The sequence below is a fragment of the Streptomyces sp. NPDC032940 genome (assembly GCF_040636935.1).
Lineage (GTDB): Bacteria > Actinomycetota > Actinomycetes > Streptomycetales > Streptomycetaceae > Streptomyces.
In genome coordinates this window covers 124,304-143,777 of sequence record NZ_JBEZVJ010000010.1, presented here as the reverse complement: position 1 = coordinate 143,777, position 19,474 = coordinate 124,304, and the positions used below count along the sequence as shown (strand labels likewise).

General features: G+C 75.4%; 16 protein-coding genes. 9 read left to right on the top strand and 7 right to left on the bottom strand.

What is annotated here, in order from left to right:
• Nucleotides 1–170: 170 nt before the first annotated feature.
• The 4 genes from AB0E77_RS15765 to AB0E77_RS15750 all read left to right on the top strand — a co-directional run bounded on the left by AB0E77_RS15765 (nucleotide 171) and on the right by AB0E77_RS15750 (nucleotide 5,939).
• Entirely contained in the window at nucleotides 171–896 is a 726-nt protein-coding gene (locus tag AB0E77_RS15765) for a hypothetical protein (RefSeq protein ID WP_361570168.1), read from the top strand.
• A 52-nt stretch (nucleotides 897–948) separates the two neighbouring features.
• Nucleotides 949–1,575, top strand: a complete 627-nt coding sequence (locus AB0E77_RS15760; protein ID WP_361570166.1) for a YigZ family protein — start codon at nucleotides 949–951, stop codon at nucleotides 1,573–1,575.
• Nucleotides 1,576–1,785: 210 nt separating this feature from the next.
• Nucleotides 1,786–2,949: an exonuclease SbcCD subunit D gene (locus AB0E77_RS15755; protein ID WP_361570164.1), complete on the top strand. Its 1,164-nt coding sequence runs from the start codon at nucleotides 1,786–1,788 to the stop codon at nucleotides 2,947–2,949.
• On the top strand, nucleotides 2,946–5,939 hold the full coding sequence (locus tag AB0E77_RS15750; RefSeq protein ID WP_361570162.1) for an SMC family ATPase: 2,994 nt from the start codon (nucleotides 2,946–2,948) through the stop codon (nucleotides 5,937–5,939). The genes AB0E77_RS15755 and AB0E77_RS15750 overlap by 4 nt, the downstream gene beginning before the upstream one ends.
• Nucleotides 5,940–5,946: 7 nt before the next feature.
• Here AB0E77_RS15750 and AB0E77_RS15745 read toward each other — a convergent pair whose 3' ends face one another.
• Nucleotides 5,947–6,393, bottom strand: coding sequence for an Lrp/AsnC family transcriptional regulator (locus tag AB0E77_RS15745; protein ID WP_077799653.1), 447 nt, complete (start codon nucleotides 6,391–6,393; stop codon nucleotides 5,947–5,949).
• A 122-nt stretch (nucleotides 6,394–6,515) separates the two neighbouring features.
• Between AB0E77_RS15745 and AB0E77_RS15740 the strand changes: the two genes are divergently transcribed.
• Both AB0E77_RS15740 and AB0E77_RS15735 read left to right on the top strand, forming a co-directional pair.
• Nucleotides 6,516–6,986, top strand: coding sequence for a rhodanese-like domain-containing protein (locus AB0E77_RS15740; protein WP_361570160.1), 471 nt, complete (start codon nucleotides 6,516–6,518; stop codon nucleotides 6,984–6,986).
• A gap of 21 nt (nucleotides 6,987–7,007) precedes the next feature.
• Nucleotides 7,008–7,523: an immunity 21 family protein gene (locus AB0E77_RS15735; RefSeq protein WP_361570158.1), complete on the top strand. Its 516-nt coding sequence runs from the start codon at nucleotides 7,008–7,010 to the stop codon at nucleotides 7,521–7,523.
• Nucleotides 7,524–7,892: 369 nt separating this feature from the next.
• Here the strand turns inward: AB0E77_RS15735 and AB0E77_RS15730 are convergent, their stop codons facing one another.
• Together AB0E77_RS15730 and AB0E77_RS15725 are read right to left on the bottom strand one after the other, a co-directional pair.
• Nucleotides 7,893–9,581 (bottom strand): DUF885 domain-containing protein, encoded by a 1,689-nt coding sequence (locus tag AB0E77_RS15730; protein ID WP_361570156.1) that lies wholly within the window; start codon nucleotides 9,579–9,581, stop codon nucleotides 7,893–7,895.
• Nucleotides 9,582–9,659: 78 nt separating this feature from the next.
• A complete protein-coding gene (locus AB0E77_RS15725; protein ID WP_361570154.1) occupies nucleotides 9,660–10,154 on the bottom strand; it encodes an Lrp/AsnC family transcriptional regulator in 495 nt (164 codons plus the stop codon).
• A gap of 60 nt (nucleotides 10,155–10,214) precedes the next feature.
• Between AB0E77_RS15725 and AB0E77_RS15720 the strand changes: the two genes are divergently transcribed.
• On the top strand, nucleotides 10,215–11,435 hold the full coding sequence (locus AB0E77_RS15720) for a PLP-dependent transferase (RefSeq protein WP_361570152.1): 1,221 nt from the start codon (nucleotides 10,215–10,217) through the stop codon (nucleotides 11,433–11,435).
• Nucleotides 11,436–11,461: 26 nt separating this feature from the next.
• On the opposite strand, the gene AB0E77_RS15715 is transcribed toward AB0E77_RS15720, so the two are convergent.
• From AB0E77_RS15715 to AB0E77_RS15700, 4 genes are all read right to left on the bottom strand, one after another.
• Nucleotides 11,462–12,802 carry a GNAT family N-acetyltransferase gene (locus AB0E77_RS15715; RefSeq protein WP_361570366.1) on the bottom strand — a complete coding sequence of 447 codons (1,341 nt, stop codon included), beginning with the start codon at nucleotides 12,800–12,802 and terminating at the stop codon, nucleotides 11,462–11,464.
• Between the two features lie 140 nt (nucleotides 12,803–12,942).
• Nucleotides 12,943–14,529, bottom strand: coding sequence for an alkaline phosphatase D family protein (locus AB0E77_RS15710; protein WP_361570150.1), 1,587 nt, complete (start codon nucleotides 14,527–14,529; stop codon nucleotides 12,943–12,945).
• Between the two features lie 126 nt (nucleotides 14,530–14,655).
• The gene (locus AB0E77_RS15705; protein ID WP_361570148.1) at nucleotides 14,656–16,116 is read right to left on the bottom strand and encodes a PLP-dependent aminotransferase family protein; all 1,461 of its coding nucleotides are present in this window, start codon (nucleotides 16,114–16,116) and stop codon (nucleotides 14,656–14,658) included.
• A gap of 64 nt (nucleotides 16,117–16,180) precedes the next feature.
• Nucleotides 16,181–17,059: an alpha/beta fold hydrolase gene (locus AB0E77_RS15700; protein ID WP_361570146.1), complete on the bottom strand. Its 879-nt coding sequence runs from the start codon at nucleotides 17,057–17,059 to the stop codon at nucleotides 16,181–16,183.
• 182 nt (nucleotides 17,060–17,241) lie between these two features.
• On the opposite strand from AB0E77_RS15700, the gene AB0E77_RS15695 reads away from it, so the two are divergent.
• On the top strand, nucleotides 17,242–18,126 hold the full coding sequence (locus AB0E77_RS15695) for an RNA polymerase sigma-70 factor (protein ID WP_361570144.1): 885 nt from the start codon (nucleotides 17,242–17,244) through the stop codon (nucleotides 18,124–18,126).
• 249 nt (nucleotides 18,127–18,375) lie between these two features.
• Nucleotides 18,376–19,137, top strand: coding sequence for a GntR family transcriptional regulator (locus AB0E77_RS15690; RefSeq protein WP_361570142.1), 762 nt, complete (start codon nucleotides 18,376–18,378; stop codon nucleotides 19,135–19,137).
• The last annotated feature ends 337 nt before the right edge of the window (nucleotides 19,138–19,474 follow it).

The following is a 19,474-nucleotide window of genomic DNA, read 5'->3' as shown; positions in this document are numbered from 1 at the left end:
TCCTCGGACTCCTGAAACGACGGTCTTCAGTCTCTGGGAGGAACGGAGGGCGGAGGGCGATGATTCCCGGGGCATCCCCCCGGCGTGCCCACGGTCCCCCCGGCGTGCCCACGGTCCCCCCGGCGCGCGTCCACGGTGCGGTGCGGTCGCGGCCCGCCTACGCTCACCCCGTGCTGCGCATCCTCGACGCCCGGACCGGCGAACCGGTCCCCGCCGCCCCCGTCCGGCGCGGCTTCACCCGTGTCGAGGCGCACGTGCCGGGCCGGGACACCACCGGCCTGCGCGTGCTCCTCGTCGCCGACGTCCTCGTCCGCGCGCTGGAACTCGACGGCACGCCCGTGTGGGCTCTGCTGACCGGCGCGGGGGAGCGGGACGGGCTGCGGGTGGAGGCCGCCGCCCTCGGCATCCGGCCTTTCGAGGACGGGCCGGGCGGCCCCGGCGGCCCGGCCGCGTCCCAGGCCCTCCACGTCGTGCCCGAGGGGGCCGTGGTGAGCGAGGGGGCGACGGTCGCCGTCGCCCCCGCCGACCCGGCCGGGCCGGACACCCTGGCCGGCGCCGACCCCTACGCCCTGCGCCTGGCCCTGCTGGAACGGCACCGGAGCACGCCCGTGCACCTCGACGCGGGCGTGCTGGACGACGCCGGAGCCACCCTCGTCCGGCTGCGCCGCGCGGTCGCCGCCTGGGCGCGGCAGCCCTCCCGCCCCGTCCCCGGCGAGGTGCGCGACCGGCTCCGGGCCGCCTGGGAGGACGACCTGGACACCCCCGCCCTCCTCCGGGTGCTCCACGGGACCGAGACCGACCCGGGCATCCCCGACGGCGCCCGCTTCGAGACCTTCGCCCACGCCGACCGGCTCCTCGGCCTCGACCTCACCCGTGAGGTGGGATCCGCGGCCTGACCCCTTCCCGGGCGCGTCCACCGCGCCCACGGCCACGGATTAGGCTGGCCGGATGCAGGACGAGTACCGCACGGTCCCCCGCGCGGGCGTGCACGAAACCGAGGTCAACCGCTCGCGCTTCCTGTGCGCCCTCGCCCCGGCGGCCACCGAGGAGGAGGCCCAGGCGTTCATCGCCTCCGTGCGCAAGGAGCACGCCGACGCCAACCACAACTGCTGGGCGTACGTCATCGGCGCCGACGCCGCCGTGCAGAAGGCGAGCGACGACGGGGAGCCCGGCGGCACCGCGGGCGTCCCGATGCTCCAGATGCTGCTGCGCCGCGACATGCGCTACGTCGTCGCCGTCGTCACCCGCTACTTCGGCGGAGTCAAGCTCGGCGCGGGCGGCCTCATCCGCGCCTACGGCGGAGCGGTCGGTGAGGCCCTGGACGACCTGGGCACGCTCACCCGCCGCCGGTTCCGCCTGGCCACGGTGACCGTCGACCACCAGCGGGCCGGCAAGCTCCAGAACGAGTTGCGCGCGACCGGGCGGGAGGTGCGCGACGTGCGGTACGCCGAGGCCGTGACCCTCGAGATCGGCCTGCCGGACGCCGACGTGGACGCCTTCCGGGGCTGGCTGGCGGACGCCACGGCGGGGACGGCCCGGTTCGAGCTCGGCGGCGAGGCGTACGGGGACGCCTGAGTCGGACACCCCACACTCCGCCCGGCCAGCACGGCGGGCAAAATCCCCTGTTCCTGAACAATTCGGGCGTGGATCCGCGGGGTGGGCGGACGTTCGCGGGAGGAGTGGTGCGCGGACGTACTAGCGTGGTCGGGGCCGGCCACGGTCAGGTGGTCGTTCGAACCGGTCGTGAGGTGCGGTGGGAGTGGGCGTGCGGGGCGGAGCTGACGCGTGAGACTGCTGCACACCTCCGACTGGCATCTCGGCCGGGCGTTCCACCGGGTGAACATGCTCGACGCCCAGTCCGCCTTCATCGGGCACCTCGTCGAGACGGTGCGTGAGCGCGACGTCGACGCCGTGGTCGTGTCGGGCGACGTGTACGACCGGGCCGTGCCGCCGCTCGCCGCCGTCGAGCTGTTCGACGACACACTGCACCGTCTCGCCCGCCTCGGGGTGCCGACGGTGATGATCTCCGGCAACCACGACTCGGCCCGCCGCCTCGGCGTCGGCGCCGGACTCATCGACCGCGCCGGCATCCACCTGCGCACCGACCCGGCGGGCTGCGGCACCCCGGTCGTGCTCGCCGACGCGCACGGGGACGTGGCCTTCTACGGACTGCCCTACCTCGAACCCGCCCTGGTGAAGGCCGAGTTCGCGGTGGACAAGGCCGGGCACGAGAGCGTGCTCGCCGCCGCCATGGACCGGGTCCGCGCCGACCTCGCCGGCCGTGCGCCGGGCACCCGCTCCGTCGTCCTCGCGCACGCCTTCGTCACCGGCGGCGAGCCGAGCGACAGCGAGCGGGACATCACCGTCGGCGGAGTCGCCGCCGTGCCCGCCGGGGTCTTCGACGGCGTCGACTACGTGGCGCTGGGGCACCTGCACGGCTGCCAGACCATCACCGAGCGCGTCCGCTACTCGGGCTCCCCGCTGCCGTACTCCTTCTCGGAGGCCGCCCACCGCAAGAGCATGTGGCTCGTCGACCTGGACGCCGCCGGCTCGGTCACCGCCGAACGCGTCGACTGCCCCGTGCCGCGCCCGCTGGCCCGGCTGCGCGGCACCCTGGAGGGACTGCTCGCCGACCCGGAGCTGACCCGGCACGAGGACGCGTGGGTCGAGGCGACCCTCACCGACCCCGTACGGCCGGCCGACCCCATGGCCCGGCTCTCCGAGCGCTTCCCGCACACCCTCAGCCTCGTCTTCGACCCCGACCGGGCCCCGGACGACCCGGCCGTGTCCTACGCCCGGCGCCTCGCCGGCCGCAGCGACCGGCAGATCGCGGAGGACTTCGTGGCGCACGTGCGCGGCGTCGGACCCGACGGGAGTGAACAGAGCGTGCTGCGGGACGCCTTCGACGCGGTGCGCGCCGACGAGACGGCGCGGGAGGTGGCCCGGTGAGGCTGCACCGGCTCGACATCACGGCGTTCGGACCCTTCGGCGGCTCGCAGAGCGTCGACTTCGACGACCTCTCCGCGGCAGGACTGTTCCTGCTGCACGGACCGACCGGCGCCGGCAAGACGTCCGTCCTCGACGCCGTCTGCTACGCGCTGTACGGCTCCGTCCCCGGCGCCCGGCAGAGCGGTCAGGGCATGACCCTGCGCAGCGACCACGCCGCCGCCGGCACCCGCACCGAGGTGCGCCTCGAACTCACCGTCGCAGGACGGCGGCTGGAGATCACCCGGCAGCCGCCCTGGGAGCGGGCCAAGCTGCGCGGCAGGGGCACCACCGTCGACAAGGCCCAGACCTGGCTGCGCGAGTACGACGCGACGGCCGGGACCTGGAAGGACCTCAGCCGCTCCCACCAGGAGATCGGCGAGGAGATCACCCAGCTGCTCGGCATGAGCCGCGAGCAGTTCTGCCAGGTCGTGCTGCTGCCCCAGGGCGACTTCGCCCGCTTCCTGCGCGCCGACGCCGAGGCGCGCGGCAAGCTGCTCGGCCGCCTCTTCGACACCCACCGCTTCGCCGAGGTCGAGAAGCGCCTCGCGGAGCGCCGCCGCACGACCGAGGCGCGGGTCCGGGAAGGGGACGCGGCGCTGCTCGCGGACGCCCACCGGATGCAGCAGGCCGCCGGCGACGCCATGGTCCTGCCCGAGCTCGGCCCCGGCGACCCGGGCCTCGCCGAGGCCGTGCTGGCCGCCGCCGCCGTCGCCCGCAGCACCGCCCGGGAGCTGCTGGCCGTGGCCGACTGCCGGCTCACCGCCGCCGAGTCCGCGCAGGCCGCGGCCGAACGCGAGCTGGCCGGGACGCGTGAACGGGACCGGCTGCAACGGCGCCACGCCGAGGCACGACTGCGGGCCGAGCGGCTGGCGGAGCGGGCCGACGCCCACCGCGCCGCGCGGCGGCGCATGGAGCGCGCCCGCAAGGCCGAGGCGGTCGCCCCCGCCCTGGAGCTGCGGGACGCCGCCGACGCCGAACACCGCCGGGCGGCCGGCGCGGAGGCACGGGTGCGCACCCGGCTGCCCGAGGCCCTCGCCGACGCCGGCGCCGCCGGACTGGCCGCCGCGGCCCGCCGGTCCGCCGAGGAACTGGGCTCGCTGGAGTCGGCCCGGCGGGCGGAAGGGCGCCTCGCCGAACTCGCCGCGGAACGCGCCGGCCTGGACCGGCAGGAACGCGCCGACGAGGACGTCGCCCACGAGGCGGAGAGCTGGCTGGCCGACTGGGAGACGCGCCGCACCGGCCTCCGGGCCCGCGTCGACGCCGCACAGGAGGCCGCCACCCACGCCGAGCAGCTCGGCGTGCAGCGCGACCCGGCACGGCGGCGGCTGGACGCGGCCCGGGAACGGGACCGGCTCGCCGTCGCCGCGGACGCCGCCGAGCGAGGGGCACTGGCCTCGGCACAGGAGGCCGTCGAGGCCCGCGACCACTGGCTCGACCTCAAGGAACAGCGGCTGAACGGCATCGCCGCCGAACTCGCCGCCCACCTCACCGACGGCGAGCCCTGCGTCGTGTGCGGGGCCACCGAACACCCCGCCCCCGCGCGCCGGATCGCCGGGCACGTCGACCGGGAGGCCGAGGACGAGGCACTCGCCCGGCACCAGGAGGCGGAGGAGCGGCGGGCCGCCGCCGAACGGCACTTCGCCTCGGTACGAGAGGCGCTCGCCGCCGCCACGGCGGAGGCCGGGGACACCCCCGCGGAGCAACTGGCCGAGGAGGCCGCGGAGCTGGAGCGCCGGTACACGCGTGCGCGAGCCCTCGCCTCCGGGCTGCACGCCGCCCAGGAGGAGCTGCGTCGGGCGGAGCGGGAGCGGGAACAGCGCGTCGCGGCCCGCCAGGAGGCCGCCGTCCGGGCCGCCTCCCGCGTGGCCCACCGGGAACGTCTCCAGCGCGAACAGACGGCCCTGGAAGGCGAGTTGGCGCAGGCGCGCGGCACGGCCGACAGCGTCGCCGCGCGAGCCGGCCAGCTGGAGCGGCGGGCCGCCCTGCTCACCGAGGCCGCCGACGCCGTGCGCGCCGCCGAGGACGCCGCCCAGCGGCTCAAGGACGCCGACGCCCGTCTCGCGGACGCCGCCTTCCGGGCCGGCTTCGACACCCCGCGGGAGGCCGCCGACGCGCTCCTCGACGACGCCGCGCATCGCGACCTCCAGCACCGGCTGGACGCCTGGGCGACCGAGGAGGCCGCCGTCCGCGCGATCCTCGCCGAAGCCGACACCGCAGCCGCCGCCCAGCAGCCCGCTGCCGACCTCGGCCGGGCGGAGCGCGAAGCGGCCGACGCGGGACGGAGGCTGCGCGACGCCGCCTCCGCGCGCGACGCCGCCGCCCGGCGCTGCGCCGAACTCGCCCGGCTGTCCGCGCACGCCACCACCTCGGTGCGCGGGCTCGCCCCCCTGCGCGAGGAGTACGACCGCGTCGCCCGCCTCGCGTCCCTCGCCGCCGGCACCTCGGCGGACAACGAACGCCGGATGCGCCTGGAGTCGTACGTGCTGGCGGCACGTCTGGAGCAGGTCGCCGCCGCCGCGACCGCGCGGCTGCAGCGGATGTCCTCGGGCCGCTACACCCTCGTCCACTCCGACGACCGCACCGGCCGTGGACGCAGCGGCCTCGGACTGCACGTCGTCGACGCCTGGACGGGCCGGGAGCGGGACACGGCGACGCTGTCCGGAGGGGAGACCTTCTTCGCCTCCCTCGCCCTGGCGCTCGGCCTCGCCGACGTCGTGACCGACGAGGCCGGCGGGGTCCGCCTGGACACCCTCTTCATCGACGAAGGGTTCGGCAGCCTGGACGACCAGACCCTCGACGAGGTCCTCGACGTCCTGGACTCGCTGCGGGAACGGGACCGCAGTGTCGGCATCGTCAGCCACGTCGCCGACCTGCGGCGCCGGATCCACGCCCAACTGGAGGTCGTCAAGGGCAGGTCGGGATCCGCGCTGCGGCAGCGGGGCCTCGGCTGAGCCGGTCTCAGCGGCCCAGGGGACGACGGGGCAGCGGCGAGGAGTACACGACGCTCGTCGTCACCGAGCCCAGCGCGCCGATCCGGCCGGACACCTCCTCCAGATGCCGCATCGACCGGGCCGCGACCTTGATCACGAAACAGTCGTCGCCCGTGACGTGGTGCGCCTCGAGGATCTCCGGCGTGACGGCCACCAGGTCGTGGAACGGCTTGTAGTTGCCGGTCGGATACCTCAGCCGCACGAACGCCAGGATCGGCATCCCCAGCCGTTCCGGGTCCACGACGGCCGCGTACCCCCGGATGATCCCTGCCTCCTCCATGCGGCGCACCCGCTCGGTCACCGCGCTCGCCGACATGGAGACGGTCCGGGCCAGCTCGGCGAAGCCGGTCCGCCCGTCCCGCTGGAGGACGTCCAGGATGAGCCAGTCGGTGGCGTCCGGGGAATACGTGGTCATGCCGCAGGGATAGCAGGGGAATCCCCGGCGGATCAAGGGGAGCGCCGGGGATCGTCACTTCTGAGGAGTGCGCGGCGCCCGTAGATTTCCGGTCAGGAGATCCATCGAGGAGAGGCCGGACCATGATCACCACCAACCCCGTGCTGCGCGTCGCCCCCGCCGCCCCCGCCGACGCCGCCGCGTACTTCCGGGCGAGCCTCGCCTTCCACGCCGACGTCTCCGACGTCGCCGCCGCGCTGACGGCCGGCGGCGACCCGGGGTTCGCCGTCGTGGACTCCCGCTCCACCGCGTCCTGGGACCAGGGCCACGTCCCCGGCGCCGTCCACCTGCCGACCGCGCTCATCGCCGAACAGGCCGCGCACCTCCTCGATCCCGCCGTGCCGGTCGTCACCTACTGCTGGGGACCCGGATGCAACGGCGCCACCCGCGCCGCACTCGCCCTCGCCGAACTCGGCTACCAGGTCAAGGAGATGCTCGGCGGCTTCGAGTACTGGGTGCGCGAGGGCTTCGCGTACGAGACCTGGCAGGGCACCGAGCGCCACCCCGCCGACCGGCTGACCGCCCCGGTGGACGCGGCCGACTGCGGCTGCTGACGGCCGTGTAGGTTCTGCCGCATGGTGCGATACGCGGAGCCGGGCGCGGTGCAGTGGGTCGAGTCGGGCGGCGGTCCGCTCATAGCGGTGCCGGAGACGGTCCTGCCGTTCTGGACCGGCGCCGACGGCGAGGAGACGGCCTCCGACTACGACCGGGCCTGCGAGGTCGACGGCCAGGTCGGCCTCCTGCCGGTCGGCGACTCGGCGGCCCTGGTCCTCGGCGACGAACCCGCCTCCACCGCCTATCTGCCGGGGCACGGCGCCTTCGTCCGCTGGTGCGCCGCCGACTCCGAGGACGAGGTGCTGGCCGGCGTGCCCGGCGCCCTCGACACCGCCGACTGGCAGCCCGAGGTGACCTGGCAGGTGCCCGGCCCGGTGGTCCTGTTCGACGCCGCCTGGCCCGGCACCGCCTGCGACCGGGCCGGCCATGCGCGCGTCGCCCTGGAACCCGGCCGGTACGCGGTCCGCGCGGCCGACGTCCGGCCCGGCCCCGAGACCTGGCTGAACGTCGTCCAACTGCGGCGGCTCACCGACTGAACCGGCCCCGCGAAAACGGTGTGCGGCTGCGTGGCGGGCCGCCCGTCATGGGCGCCCATGCCCCGGTGCCGAACACCCCGCACCCGAAGACCTGTGCCGCGCAGCCCTGCCGTTGTGCGGCCGGACCGCCCTGTGGCCTGTCTGACAATTCCCGTCTGCCGCCCTCCGGGAGACGGGAATTGTCAGACAGCCCCTGGTCACCGGCGCGCGCCGGCATCGGCCACGCCGTGGCCCGGCGGCCCGCCTCATCGCGTGGCTCGCCACCGACGAGGCGATAGGGGTCTCCCCGGCGCGAACGCAGTTGAGAGCTGGGGAAGGGGCACCGGGCAGGTCGTGGACTCCGAGGGCGGCTTCCGGCGCTGATCCCGCTCAGAGCCGGGACAGCTCGTCCACCAGGTCGTCCAGGCCCAGCGAGCCCTGGGAGAGCGCCGCCATGTGCCACGCCTTCGCGTCGAAGGCGTCACCGTGCCGCTTGCGGGCGTTCTCCCGGCCCAGCAGCCACGCCCGCTCCCCGAGCTTGTAGCCGATCGCCTGGCCCGGAATGGTCAGGTACCGGGTCAGCTCGCTCTCCACGAAGTCCGCCGGGCGGCTGCTGTGCGCGCCGAAGAACTCCTGCGCCAGCTCCGGCGTCCACCGCTCACCCGGGTGGAACGGGGAGTCCGCCGGGATCTCCAGCCCCAGATGCATGCCGATGTCCACGATGACCCGGGCCGCCCGCATCATCTGCGCGTCCAGGTACCCGAGCCGCTGCTCGGCGTCCGTCAGGAAGCCCAGCTCGTCCATCAGCCGCTCCGCGTACAGCGCCCAGCCCTCGGCGTTGGCGCTGACCATGCCGACCGAGGCCTGGTAGCGGGAGAGGTTCTCGGCGACGTGCGCCCACTGCGCGAGCTGGAGGTGGTGGCCCGGGACGCCCTCGTGGTACCAGGTCGACACCAGGTCGTAGACCGGGAAGCGGGTCAGGCCCATCGTCGGCAGCCAGGTGCGGCCGGGCCGCGAGAAGTCCTCCGACGGGGGCGTGTAGTACGGGGCCGCGGCGCTTCCGGGCGGGGCGATGCGGGACTCCACCTTCCGTACCCGCTCGGCGAGTTCGAAGTGGGTGCCGTCCAGCGCGTCGATCGCCTGGTCCATCAGGCCCTGGAGCCAGTCGCGGACCTCGTCCACGCCCTCGATGTGCTTGCCGTGCTCGTCCAGGTGCGCCAGCGCCACCCAGGGCGTCTCGGCGCCCGGCAGGATCTTCTCCGCCTCCTGCTTCATCTCGCCGAGCAGCCGGTGGTACTCGGCCCAGCCGTACGCGTACGCCTCGTCCAGGTCGAGGTCGGTGCCGTTGTAGTAGCGCGACCAGCGGGCGTAGCGCTCGCGGCCCACCGTGTCCGGGGCGCCCTCGATCGCGGGCGCGTACACGTCGCGCATCCAGTCCCGCAGCTCAGCCACGGCCGCGGTCGCGCCCCGCGCCGCCCCGTCCAGCTCCGTGCGCAGCGCGTCGGGGCCGGCGGCGGCGAAGTCCTCGAACCAGCCGCGCCCCTCGCCCGTGTCCGCCCACTCGCCGAGCTGCTCGACGAAGGTCGCCGTCGGGCGCGGCCCCGCGTACAGCTTGCGCTCGAGGCCCAGCGCGAGGGACTCGCGGTACCCGGCCAGCGCGGCCGGCACCGCGCGCAGCCGCTCGGCGATCCGCGCCCAGTCCTCGTCCGTACCCGTGGGCGTCACCGTGAAGACCTCGCGCACCGAGTGCGCGGCCGTGCCCATGTTGCCGACCGAGCGCAGACCCTCCTCGGCCTCGTGCACGGCGAGTTCGGCGGTGAGGCGCTCCCGCAGCAGCCGGGCGCAGCGCCGCTCCACGTCGCTGTCGCCGCCGGGCCGGCGCTCCGCCTCGTCCAGGCGGGCGAGCGTGGCCCGCGCCAGCTCCGCGAGGGCCTCCTGCCCCGCCGGGGAGAAGTCGGGCAGACGGCTGGAACTCTCGGCCACACCGAGATACGTACCCGTGACCGGGTCGAGGGCGATGAGCTCGTCGACATAGGCGTCGGCGACCTCGCGGGGCAGCGGGCTCTTGGTCTCTGACATGCGGACATCCTCATACGGATACCGGTGCCGCGTCAGCCCGCTTCGCCCGGCCCGGTGCCGCGGGCGGCCGGATTTCGCTCAGGGCGTGCCGGTGCCGGGGGAGACGGGCGGCAGCAGGGGGCCGCACTCCCACTGCTGGAAGATCAGCCGCGTCTCGACGCGCGCCACCTCCTTGCGGGACGTGAACTCGTCCAGGACCAGCCGTTGCAGGTCCGCCATGTCCGCGACCGCGACATGCACGAGGTAGTCGTCCGGGCCGGTCAGATGGAAGACGGTGCGCGACTCCGGCAGCGCCCGGATCCGCTCCACGAACGGTCCGACCAGCTCCCGCCGGTGCGGGCGCACCTGCACCGACAGCAGCGCCTGGAGACCCCGCCCCAGCTTCGCCGGGTCCAGCTCCAGCCGGTGGCCGAGGATCACCCCCGCCCGCCGCAGCCGGGTCACCCGGTCCAGACAGGTCGACGGCGCGACCCCGACCTGCGCGGCCAGGTCCCGGTAGGTGGCCCGGGCGTCGTTCTGCAGCAGCCGCAGCAGATGGAGATCCACCGGATCCAGTACGACAGATTCGGCCATGCGCCGAACGTAGCACGGAGGCAGGCCCTGGTGACCCGTTCGGTGTTCACCCTTCCCTCCATGGACTCTGCGCGCATGCCCACGTCACCATCCGACGACGTACGCACCACCGCACCCGGGAGCAGGGCACTGGCCACCGAGGCCGTGCACGCCGGCCGCGACGACCTCGCCCGCCAGGGACTGCACGCCCCGCCCATCGACCTGTCCACGACCTACCCGTCGTACGACAGCCGCGGTGAGGCCGCCCGCATCGACACCTTCGCCGCCACCGGCGCCGACCCGGACGGCCCGCCGGTCTACGGCCGCCTCGGCAATCCGACCGTCGCCCGCTTCGAGACCGCGCTGGCCCGGCTGGAGGGCACCGAGTCCGCGGTCGCCTTCGCCAGCGGCATGGCCGCCCTGAGCGCCGTGCTGCTGGCGCGCGCCTCCATGGGCCTGCGGCACGTCGTCGCCGTGCGGCCCCTGTACGGGTGCAGCGACCATCTGCTGACCGCCGGGCTGCTCGGCTCGGAGGTCACCTGGACCGACCCGGCCGGCATCGCGGACGCCCTGCGCCCGGACACCGGCCTGGTGATCGTGGAGTCCCCGGCCAACCCCACGCTGGCCGAGGTCGACCTGCGGGCCGTGGCCCACGCCTGCGGGTCCGTCCCCCTGCTCGTGGACAACACCTTCGCCACGCCCGTGCTCCAGCGGCCCGCCGAGCAGGGTGCCCGGCTGGTGCTGCACAGCGCGACCAAGTACCTCGGCGGGCACGGGGACGTGCTGGCCGGCGTGGTGGCCTGCGACGAGGAGTTCGCGGGACGGCTGCGGCAGGTCCGCTTCGCCACCGGCGGCGTCCTGCACCCGCTGGCCGGCTATCTGCTGCTGCGCGGCCTGTCCACCCTGCCGGTGCGGGTGCGCGCGGCCTCCGCGAACGCCGCCGAGCTGGCCCGGCGCCTCGCCGCCGACCCGCGCGTGGCCCGCGTCCACTATCCGCGCATCGGCGGCGCGATGGTCTCCTTCGAGGTGCACGGCGACCCGCACGACGTCATCGCCCGCGTCCGCCTGATCACCCCGGCCGTCAGCCTCGGCAGCGTCGACACGCTCATCCAGCACCCGGCGTCCATCAGCCACCGCATCGTGGACGCCGACGACCGGCGCGGCGCCGGGGTCGGCGACCGGCTGCTGCGGCTGTCGGCCGGTCTGGAGGACGTCGAGGACCTGTGGGCCGACCTGGACGCGGCACTGGGCGAGCCGGTGGCGGCGGTCCCGCTGCGCGAGGCGCTGTCACGGACCGAGTGACGGCGCCCCCTCCGCGGTCCGGACGGCTACTCCCTGCCGACGCGCTCCCCGCGCGGCAGCTCCGCCGCCCCGGCCGCCACGTCCAGCCGCGCGGTGATCACCAGGGTCCCCTCCTCGATCTGGTAGTCGAGGGGGAGGCCCAGGCCGCGCATCGCCGCGACCATGCCGGTGTTCGACGCCTGCGTGACCGCGTACACGCTCGCGCAGCCCGTCTCCGCCGCCATCGCCACGAGCCGCCCCAGCAGCTCGCCGCCGATGCCCCGGCGCTGCCAGGCGTCCTCGACGAGCAGGGCGACCTCCGTCTCGTCCCCGTCCCACAGCAGATGACCGAGCCCGACGATCCGGCCCGACGCGGTCTGCACGGCGAGGGTCCGTCCGTGGCGGGGGCTGAGCAGGTGGTTCAGATAGCGGTCGGCGTTCCCGACCGGGCCGTGGTAGCGCATCCCGAGGGTCCGGTCCGAGCACCGCTCGTGCATCGCCTTCGCCGCCCGCACGTCACGGGTGTCGGCGCGGCGGACGGTGATGTCGTGCCCCTCGGGCAGCGTCAGCACGTCCCGGCCGCGCGGCAGCCGCGGCCCGAGCCGGGCGTCCAGCTCGGCCAGCGCCCGCGCCCGGGCGAACTCGGCGGGCGTGAACGGCAGATACGCCCGCTCCACGCTGATCACCCCGCCCTCCGGGGCGCGCAGCCGCAGCACGGTGCCGTCGAGGGCGCCCTCCGCCGGGACGTCGTCCCGCGGGTGCGCGCCGGCCGGCAGCGACCGGATCGTGCACCGGCCCAGCAACTGGCGCAGCGCCAACGGCAGTTCCGCGGCGTCCAGGGCCGTACGGGCCGCCAGTTGCAGCACCCGGGTCGGCGCGTCGACCAGGTCGTGGGCGTCCGCCCGCTCGGTCCACGTGTCGGCGCCGCCCGCCGCCTCCACCACCGCGGCCAGCTCGGACCCGCTCAGCCCGCCGGGGGCGCGCAGCAGGAACTCGTCCACCGTGCCGTCGGCCAGCGGATGCGTCTGGAGGCTCAGGATGTCCACCCGCCGGTCGGCGAGCGCCGCGCACAGGGCCGCCAGCGAACCCGGCGCGTCCCGCACCGTCGTCCGCATCCGCCACAGCGCGCTGCCCCCGGACCCGGCCTCCGCCGTCCCGTCCGGTCCCGGCTCCGCCCCGGCCCGGTCCGCCGGCCCGGCCCGCAGCCCGGCCGACGGCGGCCGGGCGCCGGTATCCTCCGCCGGCGGGGCGTGTCCGTGGCGCCGTAGCCGCCAGGTGTGGAAGCCCGCCGTGGCGAGCAGGGCGGCCATCGAGGCCACGATCATGAGACCCGGTGTCCCGAGCCCGTGCCCGGCCGTCTGTGCCAGCGACCCGGTCACTTCCGACATGTATCGACTCATGCGTCCACTGTGAAGGAACCGTGTTGCGTGATCACGAACGCCCTGTGACCGCTGGGTAAAGAGCCCCGGCGCCGTGCCGCGCACCGAGGGATGACGCCGATGCGCGGCACGACGACAGGCTACGTGACCTACTGGCCGACGAGCCCCGGCCGGAGCACCTTGGTGAACAGCACCGTGCCGTCCTGCTCGCGCAGCCGCACCGTCAACTCGGCGCTGTCGCCGTCGATGTCGACCTCGCCGAAGAACTGGTAGCCGCCGGCGGGCGAGACGTTCGAGGCGGTCGGCGCCTTCACGAACACCCGCTCCGGACCGAAGGTGCCGTCGAGGCGGCTGGCCGGGAACGCGCCCGCGTTGAGCGGCCCGGACACGAACTCCCAGAACGGCTCGAAGTCGGTGAACGCTGCCCGCGAGGGCTGGTACTGCTGGGCCGAGGTGTGGTGCACGTCGGCCGTCAGCCACACGGTGCCGGTGATCCGGCGGTGCTTGACGAACCGCAGCAGCTCGGCGATCTGCAGCTCGCGGCCCAGTGGCGCGCCCGGGTCGCCCTGCGCCACGGCCTCGATGTTCGCGCTCCCCTCGGTGGCGTCGGGCACGACCAGCCCGATCGGCATGTCGGCGGCGATCACCTTCCACACCGCCCGCGAGCGCGACAGCTCCCGCTTGAGCCACTCCAGTTGCTCGCGGCCCAGGATGCCCTGCGGGTCCACGGCCTGGTCGTCGGGCGAGTTGGCGTTGCGGTAGGTGCGCATGTCCAGCACGAACACGTCCAGCAGCGGGCCCTGGCGCAGCACCCGGTGGACACGGCCCTCGCGCACCCCGGGACGCAGCGTGGAGACCGGGAAGTACTCGGAGAACGCGCGCCGCGCCCGGGACGCCAGCACGTCCACGCTCCTGACCGTGTACCGGGCGTCCGTCTCCGCGATCGTCTGGCCCGGGTACCAGTTGTTGCGCACCTCGTGGTCGTCCCACTGGACGATAGAGGGGACCTGCGCGTTGAAGCGCCGCAGGTTCTCGTCCAGGAGGTTGTAGCGGAAGTTGCCTCGGAACTCGGCGAGGGTCTCGGCGACCTTGGACTTCTCCTCGGTGGTGACGTTCCGCCAGGTGGAGCCGTCGGGCAGGGCGGCCGTCGGGGCGATGGGGCCGTCGGCGTACATGCTGTCGCCGCTGCACAGGAAGAAGTCCGGGTCCAGGGAGCGCATCGCGTCGTAGATGCGGTAGCCGCCGAGGTCCGGGTTGATGCCCCAGCCCTGGCCCGCCAGGTCGCCGGACCACACGAAGCGGACGCCGTCGCGGCGGCGGACCGGCACCGTGCGGAAGGTGCCGGTGACCGGCTCTCCCGTGCGGCGCGGGTCGTCCGGGTCGGCGAGCAGCACGCGGTAGTGGATCTGCTCGCCCGGCGGCAGCCCGCGCAGCCGGGTGGTGCCGGTGAAGTCCGTGTCCCGGCCGAGCAGCGGCCCGTGCCGGCGGTGCGGGTTGCGGAACGACTCGGTCGCGGACGTCTCGACGATCATCCGGGCCGGCCGGTCGGAGCGCACCCACACCAGCCCGGAGTGCGCCGTCACGTCGCCCGTCTGCACGCCCCAGCCCGCGGCGGGCCGGCCGGAACGGGCGAACGCCGGTGCCGCCCCGAGGGCGGTGGGCAGGGTCAGGGCGGCCGACGCGGCGAGGGAGCCGCGCAGCACGCTGCGGCGCCCGGGGAACGGACGATGGGACATGGATGCGCCTCCAGGGACGGGATCCGGCCGGTGTGTGCGCAGCAAGACCTACTGGGACGGCACGGCGCGCACACGAACCCCGGGTGAACAACCGGCCGCCCGGCGCCCGGGTGAGGACCGTGCCCCTCACCCGCCCGCGGGAAGCACCGCCCCGGCCATCAGCCGCACGCCCTCGTGGATCCGGGCCGGCGGCAGATGCGCGTACCCCAGCACCAGCCGCACCCCGGGCCCCGTCCCGGCGCCGGGGCCGTCCGGGTGCCCGTACGCCGTCAGGGGCCGCACCGTGACGCCGGCCTCGGCGACGGCCGCGAGGAAACGCTCCCGGGGTCCGTGCCGCCCGGGCAGGGCGGCGATGGCGTGCAGGCCGGCGGCGATCCCGGAGACCCGCGTCCCGGGGAAGTGCTCCTCCAGCGCGGCCACCAGCGCGTCCCGTCGCTCACGGTAGACGCGCTGGCACAGCCGCAGCTGACGGTCGTAGTCGCCGCGCTCCAGGAACCGGGCGAACACCGCCTGGTCGAGGGACGGATGCCCGAGGTCCGTGGTCCGCTTGCGCTCGACCACCTCGTCCACGAGGGCCCCCGGCACCAGCAGCCAGCCCAGCCGCAGGCCCGGCGCGAGCGACTTGCTCACCGAGCCCGTGTAGGCGACGTGTTCCGCGTCGAGCCCCTGGAGCGCGCCCACGGGAGCCCGGTCGTAGCGGAAGTCCCCGTCGTAGTCGTCCTCCAGGACGAGCCCGTCCACGGACCGCGCCCAGTCCAGCAGTTCGGCGCGCCGCCGCGCGGAGTAGGCGATTCCGGTGGGGAACTGGTGGGCCGGTGTCGTCACCACCGCGCGGACGCCCGAGGCGTGCAGCGGGCCGACGGCGAGCCCCTCCTCGTCCAGGGGCAGCGGCACGGTCCCGACGCCCGCCGACGCGTACAGGGCGGAGTGCTGCGGGCTCCCGGGGTCCTCCACGCCGATGGTGCGCGTCCCGCGCGCGTGGAGGACGCCGCCGAGCAGCGCCGAGGCCTGCGCCACCCCGGAGACCACCACGATCCGCTCCGGGTCCGCCACCACGCCCCGGCGTCGCGTGAGCAGTTCGGCCAGCGCGATCCGCAGCCGTGGGAGTCCGCGCGGGTCCGGATAGCCGAGGCCCTCGTGCGGCAGCTCCGTCAGCACGTGCCGCTGCGCGGCCGCCCAGGCCGAGCGCGGGAAGAGCGCCAGGTCCGGCGTACCCGGCACGAAGTCGACGCGGGCGCCGGGGGAGCGCGGGGCGAGATCACGCGCGGGCGGGCGGGCGGCCCGCACGGCGTCGCCCACCCAGGTCCCCGCACCCCGCCCGCTGCGCAGATAGCCCTCGGCGGTCAGCTGCTCGTACGCTTCCGTGACCAGCCCTCGCGACACCCCGAGGTCGGCCGCGAGGTCCCGGCTCGACGGAAGGCGGGTGCCCTGGGCCAGCCGGCCCGAGCGGACCGCGTCACGCAGCGCCGCCTGGAGGGAACGACCCCGTGAGCGGGCCGGTGCCGAGGCGGCGGGCAGCAGCAACTCCCAGGCGGCGCTGCGGCCTTCGGAATCCGGCCGGCCGCCCGGAGCGGTCGACGACGTCATGCGGCAGCCCCCGTACCTCACGTCCTGGTCGGGGCCCACTGTACGAGGGACGGGGCCGGACGCCTTACGAACCGGCCGTGCTCGACGAAGGCCCCGGGGCGCCCGACTCCCGGGCGCGGCTGCCGTCCAGGATCACCCGCGCGACCGTCGCCGGGTCGTCGTTCATCGGGACGTGACCGCAGCCGCGCAGCCGCACCAGCCGGGCCCGCGGGATGATCTGCTTGGCGCGTACGCCCTGCCGGGGCAGGAGCAGCCGGTCCCGGTCGCCCCACGCCACGGTGACGGGGATGCCGGCGACGTCGTCGGTGAACCTGACGGTCCGTCCGGCTCGCAGCGTCTCGGCGAACCCCTCGGCGCGGGCGAGGGCCAGCGTCTCGGCGACCACGGCCTCGGGGGAGCGGCGGCCGGGACGGGCGTAGATCGTGCTGGTCAGGACGGTGCGGCCGGCCGCCGTGCGGGACAGCCGCTCGACCAGGGGCAGCGGCAGGCTGCGCGCGGTGCGGCGCATCCCCTGCAGCACGGTGAAGGCGTAGCGCCGCTCGGCCTGCGTCCAGAAGCCGGCCGGGGACAGGGCCGTCACCGAGCGCACCAGTTTCTCCCGCCCGAGCTCCAGGGCCAGCAGACCGCCCAGGGAGTTGCCCGCGACGTGCGGCCGGTCCAGCCCCATGGCGGCGCAGAAGGCGCCGAGCACCGCGTTCGTCGTCGCCAGGTCGTGCGGCAGCCCGTGCGGCAGCGCCGGTGACCGTCCGAACCCCGGCAGGTCCACGGCCGTCACCTCCCGCTCGGTCGCGAGGATGTCGACCACCGGGTCCCAGGCCTGCCGGTGGTGACCGATGCCGTGCAGCAGGAGCAGGGGCTCGCCGGTGCCCACGCGCGCGTAGGCGAGGGTGATGTCCTGCGGACCGTGCGGGGTGGGGGCCGTGAAGGAGAGCGTCGCGGACATGGGGCTCCTTGTCGGTCGGGGACACGCGGTGCCGGCGGCGCGTGAACGTGCCGGCGCTGCACGACAGCCTGTCAGTAGGGGCTACCGACCGGTAGCCCCCCGGTCGCCGCCGTGCCGGTCGGGCCCCGTGACGTCGGCGGCTCCTCCTGGACACGGCCGGACGCATCCGCTGGGATGGGACGGTGACCACCGACATCTCGACCGACGTCTTCGAAGAGCACCGGCCCGTCCTGCTGGGCGTCGCCTACCGCATGCTGGGCCGCCGCGCCGACGCGGAGGACGTGGTCCAGGAGGCCTGGCTGCGCTGGTCCCGGGCCGACCGGAGCGACGTCCGAGAGCCGCGCGGCTACCTGGTCCGCGTCACCACCCGCCTCGCCGTCGACCGGCTGCGCCAGATCAAGTCGCGGGGCGAGACGTACGTCGGCCCGTGGCTGCCCGAGCCCTACGTCACCGACTTCGGCGACGTGGTGCAGGACACCGCCGAGCGGGCCGTGCTCGCCGACTCCGTCTCGCTGGCCGTCCTCGTCGTCCTGGAGTCGCTGTCGCCCCTGGAACGGGCGGTGTTCGTGCTGCGCGAGGCGTTCGGCTACCCGTACGCCGAGATCGCCGCCGTGCTGGAACGCGAGGAGCCCGCCGTGCGCCAGCTCGCCGGACGCGCCCGCAAACACGTCGACGAACGCCGGCCCCGCTACGACGTCGATCCCGCCCAGCGCCGCGACCTCACCGAGCGGTTCCTCGCCGCGGCGGCCGAGGGCGACCTCGAAGGGCTGATGGCGCTGCTCGCCCCCGGCGTCCGGCTGGTCGGCGACAGCGGCGGCAAGTCGAAGGCACCGCTGCGCGTGCTGCAGACCCCCGACAAGGTGGCGCGCTTCCTCATCGGCGCCGCCCGCAAGAACGACCCGGACGCCACGCTGCGCTTCCTGGAGGTCAACGGCGGCCCCGCCGTGCTGGTGCTGGTGGGGGGCAGGCCCGACTTCGTCCTCCAGGTGGACATCGCCGACGGGCGCGTCCAGTCGGTGTACATCGTCCGCAACCCCGACAAGCTGCGGTACCTGCCGGTCGACTGAGGTTCCGACGCCCGGCCCGGCCGAAGCCCCCGTCCGCGCGACGGGGGCTTCGGCGTCGTGTCGTCCGTACGGCCCCGTACGAACACCCCGTGAACACCGGCCCGCTCCGCGCCCCTGCCGGGCGCAGGGGATCGAGGATTGGTCTTGACCAAGGGGGTGCGTCGCCCTATCGTCGCTGAGAACTGCAACAACCTTTAATAAACAAGGGCGCCAAAACGCCGCCGGACCACGGCGATTGCGGAGGACAGGGTGGGGACCACGCAGTTGGAATCGGTACCGGAGCCGAAGTACTGGCATCTCAGGACCCTGCTCAGCGAGGCCCTGGACTCGGAGTTCTCGGTGGGCGAGATCCTGCCCAACGAGCGCGACCTCGCCGCGCGCTTCGGCGTCGCCCGTGCCACGCTCCGGCAGGCCCTGGAGCAGCTCGAGCTGGAGGGCAGGCTGCAGCGCCGCCGCGGCGTCGGCACGACCGTCGCGCCACCGCGCGTGGGCGTCGCCGTCGGCCCCCGGCAGCACGCGTGGCCCGGCACCGGCGACGACGGCTGGCAGCCGGCCGACTGCGTCGCCGCGGCGCCGCCCGCGGCCGTCGCCGACGCCCTGGGGGCCGGCCGCGACGAGCCCGTGCACACCGTCCGCCGCTCCCGCGTCACGCACGGCCGGCCCGTCGCGACGGAGCTGCTGTACATCCCGTCGGCGTCGGTGCCCGACCTGACCGCCATCGACGCCCCGTCCGGTGCGGCACGCGCGCGTGCCGTGCTGCGCGAGCTGCAGCGGCTGGAGCTGGAGCACCGGGAGAACGCCGTCGAGCTGGGCTCGGCCGGCGCGGAGGACGCCAAGGAGCTCGACCGTCTCCCCGGGGCGCCGGTCCTGGTCGTCACCACCCGCTATCTCGCCGGCGGCCGCACCGCGGCGCTCTCCGTCGCCACCTACCGCGCGGACACCTGCCGGCTGACCTTCGGCGACTCGGGCGACATGGAGATCCACCACGGCCCGGAGACCCGGGCGTCCTGACGCGAGGCCGGCGCCCCGGGGCGGCTTCGGGCTCCCCGCCTGGTGGGCCGGCGCCGGGCCGCGCGCAGGGACACGCGTGGGCTTCCCGCCGGCCGTCGGCGCGTCCGCGTCGGGCCCGCGCCGGCCGTCGGCGCGCCCGCGTGGGCCTTCCGCACAGAGCGCCGGTCTGCCGCACGGGGCTCCCGGCCAAGGCCGCGGAGGGCGCGCGCCGTGATCGGCCGTCCGTACCGGGCCGATGCCGGCCCGTCACCGGGCGCGCGGGTCCGCCGGGCTCGCGACGACCCCGCGGGGACCCGCACCGGTATCCGTTTCGCCCCGCACCCGGGGCGTGACCGTG

Excerpts from the sequence above, each read along its gene's own strand:
- AB0E77_RS15760 (WP_361570166.1), top strand. The coding sequence starts at position 949 with ATGCAGGACGAGTACCGCACGGTCCCCCGCGCGGGCGTGCACGAAACC.
- AB0E77_RS15745 (WP_077799653.1), bottom strand. The coding sequence starts at position 6,393 with ATGACCACGTATTCCCCGGACGCCACCGACTGGCTCATCCTGGACGTC.
- AB0E77_RS15740 (WP_361570160.1), top strand. The coding sequence starts at position 6,516 with ATGATCACCACCAACCCCGTGCTGCGCGTCGCCCCCGCCGCCCCCGCC.
- AB0E77_RS15735 (WP_361570158.1), top strand. The coding sequence starts at position 7,008 with ATGGTGCGATACGCGGAGCCGGGCGCGGTGCAGTGGGTCGAGTCGGGC.
- AB0E77_RS15730 (WP_361570156.1), bottom strand. The coding sequence starts at position 9,581 with ATGTCAGAGACCAAGAGCCCGCTGCCCCGCGAGGTCGCCGACGCCTAT.
- AB0E77_RS15725 (WP_361570154.1), bottom strand. The coding sequence starts at position 10,154 with ATGGCCGAATCTGTCGTACTGGATCCGGTGGATCTCCATCTGCTGCGG.
- AB0E77_RS15720 (WP_361570152.1), top strand. The coding sequence starts at position 10,215 with ATGGACTCTGCGCGCATGCCCACGTCACCATCCGACGACGTACGCACC.
- AB0E77_RS15715 (WP_361570366.1), bottom strand. The coding sequence starts at position 12,802 with ATGTCGGAAGTGACCGGGTCGCTGGCACAGACGGCCGGGCACGGGCTC.
- AB0E77_RS15710 (WP_361570150.1), bottom strand. The coding sequence starts at position 14,529 with ATGTCCCATCGTCCGTTCCCCGGGCGCCGCAGCGTGCTGCGCGGCTCC.
- AB0E77_RS15705 (WP_361570148.1), bottom strand. The coding sequence starts at position 16,116 with ATGACGTCGTCGACCGCTCCGGGCGGCCGGCCGGATTCCGAAGGCCGC.
- AB0E77_RS15700 (WP_361570146.1), bottom strand. The coding sequence starts at position 17,059 with ATGTCCGCGACGCTCTCCTTCACGGCCCCCACCCCGCACGGTCCGCAG.